This is a genomic window from Streptacidiphilus sp. PB12-B1b (genome assembly GCF_014084125.1).
In the GTDB taxonomy this organism is placed as follows: domain Bacteria; phylum Actinomycetota; class Actinomycetes; order Streptomycetales; family Streptomycetaceae; genus Streptacidiphilus.
In genome coordinates this window covers 3265800-3280305 of the sequence record NZ_CP048405.1, presented here as the reverse complement: position 1 = coordinate 3280305, position 14506 = coordinate 3265800, and the positions used below count along the sequence as shown (strand labels likewise).

At 73.4% G+C, this 14506-nt stretch carries 16 protein-coding genes; 8 read left to right on the top strand and 8 right to left on the bottom strand.

Annotation, left to right across the window (positions count from 1 at the left end; genetic code table 11):
• Positions 1-170: 170 nt before the first annotated feature.
• Positions 171-698, top strand: a complete 528-nt coding sequence (locus GXW83_RS14745; RefSeq protein ID WP_225446987.1) for a sigma-70 family RNA polymerase sigma factor — start codon at positions 171-173, stop codon at positions 696-698.
• A gap of 70 nt (positions 699-768) precedes the next feature.
• Here the strand turns inward: GXW83_RS14745 and GXW83_RS14740 are convergent, their stop codons facing one another.
• Positions 769-3672, bottom strand: a complete 2904-nt coding sequence (locus GXW83_RS14740) for a BTAD domain-containing putative transcriptional regulator (RefSeq protein ID WP_182443527.1) — start codon at positions 3670-3672, stop codon at positions 769-771.
• A 210-nt stretch (positions 3673-3882) separates the two neighbouring features.
• Between GXW83_RS14740 and GXW83_RS14735 the strand changes: the two genes are divergently transcribed.
• Positions 3883-4779: a thioesterase family protein gene (locus tag GXW83_RS14735; protein ID WP_182443525.1), complete on the top strand. Its 897-nt coding sequence runs from the start codon at positions 3883-3885 to the stop codon at positions 4777-4779.
• A gap of 15 nt (positions 4780-4794) precedes the next feature.
• Here the strand turns inward: GXW83_RS14735 and GXW83_RS14730 are convergent, their stop codons facing one another.
• Positions 4795-5091, bottom strand: coding sequence for a phosphopantetheine-binding protein (locus GXW83_RS14730; protein WP_182443523.1), 297 nt, complete (start codon positions 5089-5091; stop codon positions 4795-4797).
• A 100-nt stretch (positions 5092-5191) separates the two neighbouring features.
• Between GXW83_RS14730 and GXW83_RS14725 the strand changes: the two genes are divergently transcribed.
• Positions 5192-5347 carry a hypothetical protein gene (locus GXW83_RS14725; RefSeq protein ID WP_182443521.1) on the top strand — a complete coding sequence of 52 codons (156 nt, stop codon included), beginning with the start codon at positions 5192-5194 and terminating at the stop codon, positions 5345-5347.
• 34 nt (positions 5348-5381) lie between these two features.
• On the opposite strand, the gene GXW83_RS14720 is transcribed toward GXW83_RS14725, so the two are convergent.
• Positions 5382-6242: a DUF4097 family beta strand repeat-containing protein gene (locus GXW83_RS14720; protein ID WP_182443519.1), complete on the bottom strand. Its 861-nt coding sequence runs from the start codon at positions 6240-6242 to the stop codon at positions 5382-5384.
• Between the two features lie 98 nt (positions 6243-6340).
• Between GXW83_RS14720 and GXW83_RS14715 the strand changes: the two genes are divergently transcribed.
• A complete protein-coding gene (locus GXW83_RS14715) occupies positions 6341-6679 on the top strand; it encodes an STAS domain-containing protein (protein ID WP_182443518.1) in 339 nt (112 codons plus the stop codon).
• A gap of 138 nt (positions 6680-6817) precedes the next feature.
• Positions 6818-7225 (top strand): ATP-binding protein, encoded by a 408-nt coding sequence (locus tag GXW83_RS14710; RefSeq protein ID WP_182443516.1) that lies wholly within the window; start codon positions 6818-6820, stop codon positions 7223-7225.
• Between the two features lie 91 nt (positions 7226-7316).
• Here GXW83_RS14710 and GXW83_RS14705 read toward each other — a convergent pair whose 3' ends face one another.
• Complete coding sequence (locus tag GXW83_RS14705; RefSeq protein ID WP_182443514.1) at positions 7317-8834, bottom strand: catalase; 1518 nt, start codon at positions 8832-8834, stop codon at positions 7317-7319.
• A 178-nt stretch (positions 8835-9012) separates the two neighbouring features.
• On the bottom strand, positions 9013-9465 hold the full coding sequence (locus GXW83_RS14700; RefSeq protein WP_182443513.1) for a hypothetical protein: 453 nt from the start codon (positions 9463-9465) through the stop codon (positions 9013-9015).
• Positions 9466-9617: 152 nt separating this feature from the next.
• Between GXW83_RS14700 and GXW83_RS14695 the strand changes: the two genes are divergently transcribed.
• From GXW83_RS14695 to GXW83_RS14685, 3 genes are all read left to right on the top strand, one after another.
• Positions 9618-10091, top strand: coding sequence for a hypothetical protein (locus GXW83_RS14695; RefSeq protein WP_182443511.1), 474 nt, complete (start codon positions 9618-9620; stop codon positions 10089-10091).
• Positions 10084-10638: a DUF4126 family protein gene (locus GXW83_RS14690; RefSeq protein ID WP_182443509.1), complete on the top strand. Its 555-nt coding sequence runs from the start codon at positions 10084-10086 to the stop codon at positions 10636-10638. Before GXW83_RS14695 ends, GXW83_RS14690 begins: the two co-directional genes overlap by 8 nt.
• A gap of 117 nt (positions 10639-10755) precedes the next feature.
• Positions 10756-11757: a YihY/virulence factor BrkB family protein gene (locus tag GXW83_RS14685; RefSeq protein WP_182443507.1), complete on the top strand. Its 1002-nt coding sequence runs from the start codon at positions 10756-10758 to the stop codon at positions 11755-11757.
• A gap of 19 nt (positions 11758-11776) precedes the next feature.
• On the opposite strand, the gene GXW83_RS14680 is transcribed toward GXW83_RS14685, so the two are convergent.
• The 3 genes from GXW83_RS14680 to GXW83_RS14670 form a co-directional block, all read right to left on the bottom strand.
• On the bottom strand, positions 11777-13126 hold the full coding sequence (locus tag GXW83_RS14680; protein ID WP_225446986.1) for a DUF2079 domain-containing protein: 1350 nt from the start codon (positions 13124-13126) through the stop codon (positions 11777-11779).
• Between the two features lie 333 nt (positions 13127-13459).
• A complete protein-coding gene (locus GXW83_RS14675) occupies positions 13460-13732 on the bottom strand; it encodes a DUF3099 domain-containing protein (protein WP_182443505.1) in 273 nt (90 codons plus the stop codon).
• A gap of 40 nt (positions 13733-13772) precedes the next feature.
• Complete coding sequence (locus GXW83_RS14670) at positions 13773-14357, bottom strand: hypothetical protein (protein ID WP_182443504.1); 585 nt, start codon at positions 14355-14357, stop codon at positions 13773-13775.
• Between the last annotated feature and the right edge of the window lie 149 nt (positions 14358-14506).

The window sequence follows — 14506 nt, the reverse complement described above, 5'->3', positions numbered from 1 at the left end:
GCCTGCGGTCGAACGCAGTCGACCGTGCTGGTCTGCGCAGAGCACACGGAGCCGGCGCACGGTTTCGTTCACCCCGGCCGCCCGAAACGGCACAGAAGCGGCACGGATCCGGCACCCGTGCCTGCCTACCGTCCTCCCCAGGAACATCAACTCCCAGGGGGACGAGAACCATGACCGCACGTGAGGCGGCGCCGCCGACCCAGATGGCCGCGCCCGAGCTGCTGCAGGCGCTGATGGCCGAGCACTGGAAGGCGACGGCCGCCTACGCCGAACGGCTGCTGGGCGACCACCACCTCGCCGAGGACATCGCCCAGGAGGCGCTGATCCGGGCCTGGCGCCACGCCGACCGGCTGTTCAGCACCGAGGGCTCCATCCGCGGCTGGCTGCTCAAGGTCACCCGCAACCTGGTGATCGACCGGATGCGCAGCCCGTCGACCCGCTACGAGACCTTCAGCAGAGTGCCGTACGAGGCGGTCCAGCAGGACGCCAGCGAAGCGGTCCTCGCCTCGGTGGAGTCCGCCCGGTTGCTGCGTCGGCTGTCCCGCGAGCACCGCGAGGTGCTGGCGCACACCTACCTGTACGACCGCACCGTCCAGGAGACCGCGGACATCCTGGAGGTGCCCGCCGGCACGGTCAAGTCGCGGCAGCACTACGCCCTGGTGAAACTGCGTGCGCAGTGCCCGCCCGGCCCGGCCTGACCGGTGAACCCTCCCCGGGCGCGGCACGTGTGGGAGGTATGAGTCCCAGCCTCCCGCGCCCGTGAGCGGATCAGCCGAGCTGCTCCAGCCGCTCGCGCACCGCCGCCGCCTCCGGATGGTCCAGCTGTGCGTAGAGCTCCAGGGCCCGCTGCCAGGCGGCCCGCGCCGACCGGTGGTCGCCGCGGGCCTGGTGGCTCTCGCCCACGTGCACGAGGGTGTCCGCCTCCAGGCTGCGGTCGCCCATCCGGTGGTACAGCCCGACCGCGTGGTCGTAGCTGTCCAGCGCCTGCTCGTGCAGGCCCAGGTGCTGCTGGGCGTAGCCCCGGCTGTCCCAGGCGGCCGCCTCGCCGCTGCGGTCGCCGATCTCCTGGTGCATGGCCACCGCCTTCTCGCACTGCACCACCGCCGCCTCGTGGTCGCCCATCAGCAGCCGGGTCCAGCCGATCTCGTTGTGCAGCTTCGCCAGGCCGCTGACGTAGCCGGTCAGCGTGTAGCACTCGCCCGCCAGGCGGTAGTGCTCCAGAGCGGCGTGGTGGTCCTGGAGGACGTTGGCCAGAAAGGCCGCGTAGCGGTGCGCCCCGGCCTGCCCGCCGTGGTCCCCCAGCTGCCCGAACAGGTCGAGGGCGGCGGCCAGGTGGCGGCGCGCGTCGTCGTGCGCGCCGAGTCGGCACGCGGCCAGGCCGAGCGCGCGCAGGGCGTGGGCCTGGCCGCTGCGGTCCCTGGTGCGGCGGGCGGCTTCCAGCGCGGTGGTCTGCACGTGCAGCAGCTCCTGCCAGCGCCCGTGCCGGTCCAGGAAGAGCTCGATCAGCGACGCCAGCTTCCAGCAGGATTCGTCGCCCTCGCGCGCGTGCTGTCCGGCCTGCTCGACCAGGGCCAGCAGCACCTGCCGTTCGCCCTGGAACCAGTCGGCGGCCTCGGCCTCCCCCCGGAAGCCCTGCGGCGAGACCCCCGGCGCTGCGGGCAGCAGCTCCACCCGCTCCCGGTGCGGCGCGAGCAGCACATCGGCGTTGTGCGCGGTGTGCAGGTAGTGCTCGACCAGCCGTCGGCAGGTCTCCCTGCGGTCCTCCTCGCTGTCCTGGCTCTCGCACAGTTCGACGGCGTAGGCGCGCAGCAGCTCATGGCAGCTGAACCGGCCCGGGAGGTGCTCGGTGAGCAGGTGGTGCTCGACCAGTTCGGCGAGCCGACCGCGCGCCTCGCGCAGCGGAACCCCGGCCAGGCTGGCGGCGGCCGCCACCGCGACGTCCGGCGCCGCGTGCAGCGACAGCAGCCGGAAGAGCTGCGCGGCGGCCGGGCTCAGCGCCTGGTACGACCAGGAGAAGACGCTGCGGGCGTCCGTGCTCGCGTCCCGGCTGATGAAGGCGTCCAGGCCGCCGTGGCTCTCCCGCAGCTCGTCGGCGATGGACGCCAGCGGGAACGTCGGGTGCAGCACGGCCCGCGCCGCCACGATCGCCAGGGCGAGCGGCAGCCGTCCGCTGTGCTCCACGATGGCCTGCGCGGCGGCGGGCTCCTTCGCCACCCGCTCCTGCCCGAGTCGGCGGACCAGCAGGTCCATGCCCTCGGCGGGAGTGAGCGGGTCCAGCGGGATGAAGCGGATGTTGTCGGCGACGACCAGGGCGTCCAGCCGGTGGCGGCTGGTGATCAGGGCCAGGCAGCCGGCCGCCGCGGGCAGCAGCGGACGCACCTGCTCGGCGTCGCGGCAGTTGTCCAGCAGGATCATCAGCCGACGGCCGACGAACAGGCTGCGGTAGAGCGCGCCCAGGGCGTCGGGGCTGTCCGGCACCTGCTGCTGCGGCACCCCGAGGGCCTCGATCACGTCACGCATCGCGTCGAGCGGATCGAGCGGCGGCATCGACGGGTGGAAGCCGCGCAGGTTGACGTAGAGCTGGCCGTCGGGGAAGCGGTCTGCGACCAGGTGCGCCCAGTGCACGGCCAGTGTGGTCTTGCCGACCCCGGCCATGCCGCTGATCACCCCGATCGCCATGGGCGGGCCCGGCTGACCGGGGTGCGGCGGCAGTTGTGTGAGCGAGTGCTCGATCCGGTCCTGCCGCCCGACGAACGCGGCTATGCCGACCGGCAGTTGAGCCGGACGGACCTTCACCGCCGACTGCATCCCGCCGCCGTCCGTGGTGTCGGCGGCGGTCGGCTCCTCGGCGCCGGGCTCCTCCGGCCGGGTCTGCGGGGCGGTCGCTGCGGACTGGCGGAGCACCTGCCGCTGGGCGGCGAGCAGCTCCGGGCCCGGGTCGATGCCCAGTTCCTCCGCCAACTCGGCCCGGAGCGAGGCGAACAGCTCCAGTGCCTCCGCCTGCCTGCCGGTGGCGGCCAGCGCGGTGACGACACGGGCCTGCAACGCCTCGTCCAGCCGGTACCGCCCCGCCGTCGCGGCCCTGAGCACCGCGAGCACGCCCTCGGCGAGCGGGGACGCCTGCCAGGGGACCACGTCGGCCGCCTCCTTGGCAGCGGCGACGTACTCGTTCTCCACCGCCACGAACACCGGGTGCTGGTGCAGGTGCGGCAGGGTGCCCGCGCCGACCGGCCCCCGCCACAGCAGCAGCGCATCGGTGAACCGTCGCGCGCCGTCCTCCAACGCGCCTGCCGCCACTGACCGCTGGGCCTCGGCGCGCAGCTCGCGGAAGCGGGCGAGATCCAGCGCCGCCGCGTCGGCGGGCAACCGGTAGCCGCCGGTGCCACGGACCAGCAGGCGGCCCTCCGCCCGGCTCTCCTCCGCCCCACTGTCCGGCGCCGGATCCAACAGCCGCCGCAGGCTGCCGATGTGGCGGTGGACGACATTGACCGCGCTGAGCGGCGGCTCGCCGTCCCAGAGCACGTCCACGGCCTCGTGCACGGTCACCGGCTCCGGGGCGCGCACCGCCAGCAGCGCGAGCAGGGCCCGCTGCTTGGGCGGCCCCAGCACCAGCTCCGTGTCGCCGCGCCAGACCCTGACCGGGCCGAGAACCGCGTACCGTACCGTCGTCAACGTCCCTCATCGTTCCTGTGGCCCCGTGCTGCTCGCCAGCAGGATACGCAAGGCAGCGGCCTGCCGGTTCCGCGCGGTTCGCCCGCAATGCGCCGAAGACTGAACGCTCGGCGCCCGGCGCACGTGAATGGGGAGTGCGCCGACGGAGGACCGCGAGCGATCAGGGCACTTCCGGCGCAGACAGCCACACAGCACGAGAGGACCGCCCCCATGACCACGACACCGGCCGAGTTCGACCGAGGGACCGCCCTGACCCGGCGCGAGGCCGACCCCGCCGACCCCGGGACGGTCTTCGACACCGTGCTCGACCCGGGCTGGCGCATCGGCGGCTGGATCAACGGCGGCCTGCTGCTGGCCCTCACCGGGCGGGCGCTGTCGCAGCACCTCGGCGAAGGCACCGGCCACACGGACCCCTTCTCGGTCAGCAGCTACTACCTCAGCTCCTCCCGCCCCGGCCCGGCCGAGGTCCGGACCACGACCGTGCGCACCGGGCGGGCCATGTCCACCGGCACCGCCTCGCTCCTCCAGCAAGGCCAGGACGGCGCCCCCGTCGAGCGGCTGCGCGTCCTGGCCACCTACGGCGACCTGTCCGCCGCCGACGGGGAGGTCCGCACCAGCGCGACCCCGCCGCAGATGCCGCCGCCCGACCAGTGCATCGGCACCGAGCACGCACCGGCGTCCTTCCGCAGCCAGGCGGACCTGCTCGGCCGGATCGACCTGCGGCTCGACCCCGCCACCGTCGGCTGGGCGCTCGGCCAACCCAGCGGCGAGGGCCGCGTCCAGGGCTGGCTCCGGTTCCCCGACGGACGCCGACCCGACCCGCTGGCGCTGCTGTTCGCCGCCGACGTCCTGCCGCCGGTCACGCTGGACCTCGGCCTCGACGGCTGGCCGCTGACCCTGGAACTCACCGCCCACATCCGCGCCGCGCCCGCCCCCGGCTGGCTGCGCGTGGTCCACGCCACCCGCAACCTGGCCGGGGGCCTCCTGGAGGAGGACGCCGAGATCTGGGACGACTCCGGCCGTCTCGTCGCCCAGTCCCGGCAGTTGGCGATGCTGCCCCCGTCCGACCCCGCCACCGGCCCGGCCCACGGCACGATCCTCGCCTGACGCCCGTCGCCGGGCCTACGAGGAGGCGCGCAGGGCGAGGTCGAGGTCTGCTGCGGACAGTCGGCTCACCTCCAGCGCGATCTCGGCGATCCGGGCCCAGTCCGGGTCCTCGGCCAGGAGGGCGGCGGCCACGGCGGCGACGGTGCGGGTGGTGAAGACGTCGCGGACGCGTATCCGGTCGGTCTGCAGCTCCTCGTGCAGGGCGGCGACGATGCGCGTGGCCAGCACCGAGTCGCCGCCTCGGGCGAGGAACTCGTCCTCGACGCCGAGGCCCTGGTCGTCCAGCGCGTCCCGCCACGCGCCGAGGAGCACCTGTTCGAGCGGGTTGCGCGGCGCGACCGGCCCGGCTCCGGCCGGGGCCCCGGCGTGTGCGTCGAGCAGGGCGGCGACGGCGGGGCGGTCGGGCTTTCCGTTGCGGGTCGCGCACGCCGACCGGATCGCCGTCCTGGAGGGCGGCCGGGTGGCCGAGCTCGGCACGCATCAGGAACTGCTCGGGGCCGAGGGCCGCTACGCCGCGTTCTGGCACGAACGCCGACGGGCGGCCGGCTGGCACCTGTCCGGCCACTGACCCGGCCCGGCAGGCAGCTGCCCGGGCCGACGGCTCAGGCTGCGGATCGGACGGTGATGTCGCCGTTGACGGTGGTCAGGTCCAGCCGGTCCGCGGCGGTGCCGTCGCTCGGCAGGCCCAGGTGCGGCTGCCCGTTGCGGGTCTGCGCGGTGATCGCGTAGTGCGGGCAGTCCGCAGGCAGGGTGAGGTCGAGCGATCCGTTGGTGGTGCCGGCGGTGACCTGGCCGGGCGCGCTCGCCCAGGCCAGGTCCACGTCGCCGTTGACGGTCAGCGCGGCCAGGCTCGGCGCCCGCAGGCCGGTGGCGCGCACCGAGCCGTTGCGCGTCGTCAGCTGCATCGGCTCGTCGGCCGTGCCCGCCGCCGCCACGGTCACATCGCCGTTGACCGTGGCCAGGTTCAACGGCCCGTCCAGCCCGGTGGCCGACACACCGGCGTTCCTGGCCTGCACGGTGACGGCCGCGTTCGCCGGGACCGACACCTGCACGGTCCCCGGGCAGGGCCCCGCGCCGGGCGCCGGATGCGCCGGGCAGTCCAGGTCCAGCGTCGCCACCGGGCCCGCCCGGTGCCAACTGCTCACCACGGCGCCGTCGGTGCCCACCGACACCGCGCCCGAGGCACCGGCGCTCAGCGCCACCCCGCCGTCCGTGACGATCACCAGCCGCTGCGTCGGCGCCAGTGCGAAGGCCGCAGCCCCGGTGGTCGACCCGGTGCCCGTTGCCGTGCCCGCTCCGGGCGCTGCCGGGGTGTCCGGCAGCCTGTGCACAGGCAGCGCCCCCGACGCCGAACACGAAACCAGCCCCAGCACCGCCGCCGTCAACGCGAGCGGCGGCAGCGCCGTACGGGCCACTGCGGACAGGCGGTCGAGGAGCGGTGCCGACCGAATCAGGAGAGCCATGACCAGCGTCTGCCCACGGACGCCGGAATTCCTCCCCCTCGGCGTCGGTTGACGGGGCACTAGGCTTGATCCCTGTTGGCCGAGGAGAGGGAGACCCAGTGAACGACCATGCGTCCCTGGACGTCGTGGCCCTCGACCGCGGCACCATCGCGGAGATCATGCTCGTCGGGGAGCTCGACCTCGACGCGGACGAGCAGGTGCGGCTGGCCGTGACCGGGGCCCTGATCGACCCGCAGGTGCGGCAGTTGGACATCGAGGTGTCCCTGGTCACCTTCTGCGACTCCAGCGGGCTCAACGCCCTCACCCGCGCCTACCAGCAGACACGGACGGCCGGCGTCACGCTGCGCCTGGTCAACGTCGGACGCCAGCTCCGGCGGGTCCTGGACCTCACCGGCCTGTGGGACGTCCTCAACTGCACCGAGGCAGAAGCCCCCTAGCCCCGGCCTTCTACGCGGACGCGCGCGATCCTGGACGTGTCCTGAGCCGTACCCGCTGGCCAGCGGGCATCACCGGCTCGACCTGGGGCAGGAGACGGTGCGAGGGCAGTTGTCCGGAGTCGACGAGGGGTGCGTTCCATGGACCAGCAGGACCACCGGCAGGACCATTGCGAGTCGACCTACGACCTGGACGGGAAGCCGGGCAGCGTAGGCGTGGCCCTGAGCCACACCCGCAGCTTCCTCAGCGGTTGCATTCCGAGCCTGGATCCGCAGACGGCGCAGGATCTGGAGCTGCTGGTGTCCGAACTGGTCACCAACGCGGTGCGGCACGCGCCCGGGCCGCTGACCCTGACACTGTGCTGCGACCAGTACGTCGAGGTGGCGGTCACCGACACCAGCGTGACCGCCCCCACCGCGCGGGAACCCGACCTCGCGGGCGGCGGCGGCTTCGGCTGGCACCTGGTCACCGCCCTGGCGGACCAGGTGCGGGTCAACCTGGCCCCGCCCCACGGCAAGACCGTCAGCGCCGCCGTCACGCTGCACTGAACACCCTGCACTGAAACGCCGCGCCCGCCCCGTCCCGCAGCCGGAGCATCCGGCGGGGAGGGGGCGGGCGCGGCCCGTGCGGCGTAGGCCGCTACGCCTTGTCCTGCATCGAGCGGCGGGCCGGGTTGCTCTGCTTCCCGGCCTTGGGATCCTTCTCGTCGGCCTTGGCGTGGACCCCGTCCCGGATGCGCCGTCCGACCTCCGGGTCGATGTTGGTCCAGTACTCGAAGGCGCGCTGCAGGACCGGCTCGGTGACGCCGTTCAGCAGGTGGCCGACGACGTTGTCGACCAGGCGGTCCCGGGCGGCGTCGTCCAGGACCTCGCGCACCATCGTCCCCGCCTGGCCCCAGTCGTCGTCCTCGGCGTGGTCGACGTAGGCCGCGCGGGTGATCTCGCCGCTCACCTGCCAGCTCGGCGGGGAGCCGTAACGGGCGGTGTCGGCGGCCGGCCCGCCCTTGGAGTTGGGCGCGTACACCGGGTCGCTGGTCTTGCGGAACGCCATCGCCCCGTCCTTGGAATAGCTGTGCACCGGGACGGTCGGCGCGTTGACCGGCAGCTGCTGGTAGTTGGCGCCGATGCGGTGCCGGTGCGCGTCGGCGTACGAGAACAGCCGCGCCAGCAGCATGCGGTCCGGGCTCGGGCCGATGCCGGGGACGAAGTTGTTGGGCTGGAAGGCGGCCTGTTCGATCTCGGCGTGGTGATCGGTCGGGTTGCGGTCCAGCGTCAGGCGGCCGACCTCGATCAGCGGGTAGTCGCCGTGCGGCCACACCTTGGTCAGGTCGAACGGGTTGAACCGGTAGTCCGCGGCGTCCTCGTCCGGCATGACCTGGACGTACATGGTCCAGCTGGGGTACTGGCCGTCGCGGATGTGCTCGAACAGGTCACGGGTGTGGTAGTCGGTGTCGACGGCCGCCATCTGGTCGGCCTCGTCCTGGGTGAAGTGCTCGATGCCCTGGTCGGTCTTGAAGTGGTACTTCACCCAGGACCGCCGGCCCTGCCCGTCCACCCACATGTAGGTGTGCGAGCTGTAGCCGTTCATGTGGCGCCAGGTGCGCGGGATGCCCCGGTCCCCCATCAGCCAGGTCACCTGGTGGGCGGACTCGGGGGACAGGGTCCAGAAGTCCCACTGCATGTCGTGGTCGCGCAGGTTGTTGTCGGCGCGGCGCTTCTGGGAGCGGATGAAGTGCTGGAACTTCATCGGGTCCTTCACGAAGAACACCGGGGTGTTGTTGCCGACCATGTCGTAGTTGCCCTGCGAGGTGTAGAACTTCAGGGCGAAGCCGCGCGGGTCGCGCCAGGTGTCCGGGCTCCCCCGCTCCCCCGCCACGGTGGAGAAGCGCGCCAGCACCTCCGTCCGCGTGCCCGGCTGGAACACGGCCGCCTTCGTGTAGGCCGTGACGTCCCCGGTCACCTCGAAGTGGCCGAAGGCGCCGCTGCCCTTGGCGTGGGGCTGCCGCTCCGGGATGCGCTCCCGGTTGAACTGGGCCATCTGCTCGATCAGGTAGCCGTCCTGCAACAGCAGCGGTCCGCCCGGACCGACTGTCAGCGAGTGCTCATCGCTTTCGACGGGTGCGCCCGAGTCGGTGGTGGTGGCCGGGACCTCGGTCATGCGATCAACCTCCCAGAAGGGTGCCACGGGATGGCCTCAAGCCACCCGCGAACCGCGCGGCGTGCCCGCTCGGCAGCGAACAGGGACCACCGCACAGCACCCGTACGCGTATCCCCTGACCTGATCCGCTAAACCGGGGGCGCGGGGACGGTCCCGGCCCCGGCGGCGGTGAGGCGGCTCAGACGGCCGGTCGGCCGGGCCAGACGTCGAAGGCGGCGCGGTCCCGGCGGCCGCCGTTGGCAGAGGTCTCGGCGGCTTCGGCGGTCGCGGCGGCTTCGGCGGCGCGGTCTTCGCGGGTTGCGAAGACCTCCTTGAGCCACAGCGCCACCACGGCCACGGGGCTCTCGTCCAGGAGCATGATCCCTTCGTCGGCTGCGGGATCCTCGACGGCCGGGGGCCCGGTGACCACGACGTGCGCCAGCGCCTGGGGGTCGGCGAACAGCTCGGGTCGGCCGTGGTCCGGGTGGCCGAGGCCGGTGTCGACCAGGCAGACAGCGGCGGCGTCACCGGCCTGGAGGACATCGACCTCGCGGAAGCGCGCGGCCAGGGCCGCCACGATGTGGTCCGCGGCCCGGCCGGGGCCGGTGATGGTGACGTGTGCCTGCTGGGGCGGGTGCGGTTGGTTCGTCATGCGGATCGGCTGCCCTCGGCGGAGCTCCGCTAAAGCGGTCGGCGGCCTCACTGAGCAGGAGGGGTGGCTGTGCTTCGGCCGGATGGCGGGACGATCGGCGGCGGCGGCGCCCCACGCGTTAATCCCCGCTCGACCCGGGTATCCGCAGTCACATGATCAAATCATTGGTACGGGGTGCGACGGCCGGTGCGGCCGGTACGACGGTGTTGAACGCGGCCACCTACGCGGACATGGCATGGCGGGCGCGCGGCAGCAGCGATGTGCCGGACCAGGTGGTGGACGCCCTGGCCAAGCGCGTCGGCCACCCGGTCCCCGGCAGCGGCGAGGACCGGGAGAACCGGCTCACCGGGCTGGGCGCGCTGTCCGGCATGGCGGTCGGCTCGGGTGTGGGCGCGGCCATGGCGGTGACCCGCCGGATCGGTATCCGGCTGCCGCTGTGGTTGGGCGGTGTGGTGACCGGCGCGCTGGCCATGGCGCTGACCGATGCCCCGATGGGGGCGCTGGGCGTCAGTGACCCGCGTACCTGGTCGCGTACCGACTGGGTGAGCGACGCCCTGCCGCACCTCGCCTACGGGCTGGCCACCTACGCCACCGTCATCGCCCTCGAGGGCAGCCGGGATGCCTGAGACGGCGGCTCCCGGCGCCGGGCTGTGGCGGGCCGCCCTGCTGGGCGCCGCCGCCGGCGGCCGCAGCATGAGCGGCGTCGCCGTGCTCGCCCTCAGCGTTCCCGGCACCGAAACCGAGCGCCCCGCGCGCTGGCTGGCCGGTACCGGCGCCACCGTGGCGGCTGTCCTGGCCGGTGCCGGGGAACTCGTCCTCGACAAGCTGCCGGCGACCCCCAGCCGGCTGTCCCCGCAGGGCCTGGCGCCGCGCATCGTGCTCGGCGCCTTCACCGGCGCTGCGGTCACCGCCCATCTCGAGCAGACCGAGGAACCACGCCGCCTGGCCGCCCCGGCCGCCCTGGCCGCTGCGACAGCCCTCCTCGGCGCGCTCGCCGGCGCCCGCTGGCGCAGCCTGGCCCGGCGCGGGCCGCTCCCGGACTGGGCTGCGGCCCTCGCCGAGGACGCCGTCGTCCTCGGCCTCGCCACCACCGCCTGCCTCCTGCGGGCACGGCCTGCGGTCGACGACCTTCCTGCCGGGACTCCGATCGCTCATACGGACGTGTCGGGGTAGACGCGGGACGTGGCAAGGGAAGCACGAGCCCCTTTCCAGGTCGGACCGTGTGCGCGCGGCAGCTCGGCGATCCCGCCGGGGCGCGCACGCGGCCCCGTACAGCCCAGGAGGCGAACGATGGACGAACGCGAGCCGCAGCACGAGCCGCAGCACACCGGAGCCGGTACCCAGGGCGCCGCCGAGGAGAACGAGGGGGCCGGGCGGGCGCCCGAGAAGCCGTCCGACCTGCCCCGCGGCTCCTCACGCGGGATTCTGAAGCGCACCCTCAAGGAGTACAAGGCCGACAACCTGGCCGACCTGGCGGCGGCGCTCACGTACTACGCGGTCCTGGCGGTCTTTCCCGCGCTGCTGGCCCTGGTGTCGATCGTGGGCCTGCTGAGCAAGTCGACGGCCAAGTCGCTGACCGACAACATCACCAGCGTGGCCCCGGGCGCCGTCCGCTCCACCCTGACCAGCATCGTCGCGCAGGTGCAGGCCAGCGGCGGCAAGGCGCTGATCCCGCTGATCATCGGCGTGGTGATCGCCCTGTGGTCGGCGTCGGGATACGTGGCGGCCTTCATGCGGGCCGGCAACACCGTCTACGACATCGGTGAGGGGCGTCCCGCGTGGAAGACGCTGCCCATCCGCTTCGGGATCACCGTCTTCCTCGTCGTCGTGCTGGCAGTGATCTCGGTGGGCATGGTGTTCACCGGCAGCCTGGCCCGCAAGACCGGGAGCATCCTGGGCCTGGGCAACACCGCGGTGACGGTGTGGGACTACGCCAAATGGCCGGTCATGGTCATCCTGTTCGCCCTGGTGGTCGCGGTGCTGCACTGGGCCGCGCCCAACGTCAGGCACGGGTTCTCCTGGGTCACCCGCGGCAGCCTGCTGAGTATCGGCATCTGGATCGTCGCGTCCGCCCTCTTCGCGGTCTACGTCTCGAACTTCAGCAGCTACAACAAGACCTACGGCACCTTCGCCGGGATCATCATCTTCCTCATCTGGCTCTGGATCACCAACATCGCCCTGCTGCTGGGGCTGGAGTACAGCGCGGAGTCCGAACGCGCCCGGGCGCACGAGGGCGGCCAGCCGCTGGACGAGGAGCCCTACGTCGAACCCCGGGACAGTCGCAAGCTCTGACACCGGCTGCCGCCGGGAGTCACCGCGGCGACGGCTCGCCCGCGAGGTGCAGCAGCAGGAAGCCGTCCGCATCGGCGACGGTACGGTAGCCCTCGGTGCGGGCCCGGTCGACCAGGTCGGCCTGTTGTGCGGCGGTGATCGGCCAGCCCTGGGGAGTCGCCGTGTCGAGCATGATCCAGCGGGGCGCCGGGCGGGCGGAGAGGCCGAACTCGGTGACGGTGGCGCGGTCGGTCAGCTGCGGAACCAGGCGGTTCCCGGCGGCGACGCTGGCCCCGTCCGGGATCAGGTCCATGATCCGCCGCGCGCCCGCGATCCTCGGGTCGGCGCGCCAGGTGCCGGGCTGCGCGAGCTGGACGAGCGGGAACTGTGGCAGCAGCAGCGCTGTGACCGCGAGCTGGACGACCAGGTAGTGCCGCAGGGAGCGGGCGTCGGCCGGCCGCCGGGCGAGGGCGTCCAGGAAGGCCGCGAAGACCACCGGCATCAGGACCGCGCTGTACTGGGCATTGGTCCCCCAGTACAGCGGATTGTCCGAGGCGAACCGCCACACCAGGGTGGGTACGGCGGCCCACAGCAGCGCGGAGCGCAGGGCGAGGAAGGCGGTCGGGGCCAGCAGCAGCACCAGGGTGAGCGCCTTGGGGTCGGGCGCGGCCACCAGGCCGACCGTCAGCCGGTACAGCTGCCCGGGCAGGCCCGACGCACCGGCGGGCGCGGAGTCCAGGCCGTCCAGATAGGTGTAGTGGCCGCCGGGGTTGAAGGCGGGGATGACGACCAGCACTTCCAGCGCGCTGCCCACGAGCCCCGCTGCCGCGGTGGCCCAGCCGAGCCGGCGCCCCCCGCGCCAGGCGATGAGCACCCCGATCACCGCCACGGTCAGCCCCAGGTCCTCCTTCACCAGCAGCAGCGGCAGCGACCATCCGGACGCCGCGCGCAGACGCCCCTGGCCGAGTGCGGCCAGCGAGAACGCCAGCAGCGGAACGGCGAAGCACACCTCGTGGAAGTCGAAGCCCACCGCGGAGGCGATCCCCCAGGACGCGCCGTAGCCCAGCCCCACCGCCCACGCCACCGCGGGCCCCATGGCCCGCTGCGCCCACCGGGCCAGCGGCACCACCGCCAGCGCGAACAGGGCGGCCTGCGCGAGCAGCAGCACCGCGGGCGAGGGCCACGCCCGGTAGAGCGGCGCCAGGGTGGCCAGGATCGGCGAGAAGTGGTCGCCCAGCTCCTGGAAGCCCGGTCCTTTCAGGTCGACGACCGGCAGCCGCCCGTGCGCGTAGCAGCGCACGACCTGCTCGAAGATGCCCAGGTCGAAGCCGGTCGTCAGCATCCGCTGCTGTCGGCGGAGCGACACCACCGCGTAGGCGGCGAAACACACGGCGGCCAGGCCCCAGACGGTCCGTCCCCCCGGGCCCGGCACCGGGTCTCGGCCTTCCGCTGCGGCGGGGCAGGCGCGGCGCCGCTGCACGGCGCTTCGCAGGTTCGGCACAGGCAGCACGGCCCACCCTCCGGGCTCCGGTCGTGGGAACAGGCCGGTCTACGACACCGCGCACGGCCACCGAGCCCGGCCCGTTCCGGCCCGGCCCGATCCCGTCTGTCCGATCATCACATCCACGGCGCGATCCCGGTCGGCACCACGGCGCGAGCCGGACCCGACTGCCCCCGAACGGTGGACCCCGGCGAACCGGTGGCCCGGGGGTCCGCGCGTCGGCTAGTGGCGGTCCTCGTGATCGGGGCGGTCCCGGTCGTGGCCGGGCTTGTTCCAGTCGGGGTCGTCCCAGCGGGGGTCGTCCCACCAGTCGTCGTCGCGGTCCCGGGCGTTGGTGAGCACCGCCGCGACCGGGGGGATCACCATGGCCACCAGGCACATGCCGATGGCGGCGCCGACCGAGTAGAAGCGCACGACTCCCCACGCCAGGACGAACATCCCGACACAGATGCTCATCATGACGAAGTACCTGACATGGCGCCGACGGCCCTGCACCCCTCCAGGTTACGGCGGCGCCCCGGTAAGGCGGGCCGGTTCAGGGCGACCGGGGGTGGTCGGCCAGGCCGTGGACGGCTGAGCTGATGATCGCACCGACGCGCTCGGCGCGGGTGTGGCAGACGTCGATGCTGTGCAGCTCCGCCGCGGTGAGCTGCCGGTCCTCCCACTGCCGGACCGTCAGCCGGGCGAGCCGGCGTTCAGCCTCCGGCAGGGTGACGCGCAGCTGCGCGGCCAGGCGGGCCGCCCGGGCGGCGGAGGGCCGGGACGGCGGCCTGGTGGTCCAGCCGCCGACCATCCGGTCGGCATAGCGGAGCACCGGGCGCAGCGCGTCCAGATAGCCCTCGATGAGGGCGACCATGCGGCTCCGCGGAAGCCGGTACCGCCAGACCGGGAGCAGCTCCGTCTGCACTTCCCGGGTCAGCGCCGCCTGTCCGGCCAGGACCTGGGTCAGCCACGGGGGGACGTCGGCGGGCAGGTCGGGCATGCCGGACGGAGGGGACTCCCGCTCGATGCGGCGGCACCGGTGGAGCAGCGCCCGTCCGAGCGACACTTCGTCAGCGCAGGGTATCCAGACGCGTCGGAGCAGGTCGTCGGCGATGGATTCCGCGCCATACTCGTTCACACACGCCCTGTCAGCGGGCGGTCCGGTGGAGTGGAGCCGTGGCTGCGCGGGCTGGCGAGGATGGACGGCATGCCCGGAATCCTAAAGGCAACATTTGCCGTTTGACAACAATCGTGGGCGTGTAGGAATGTGCGCGCAGACGAATGCCA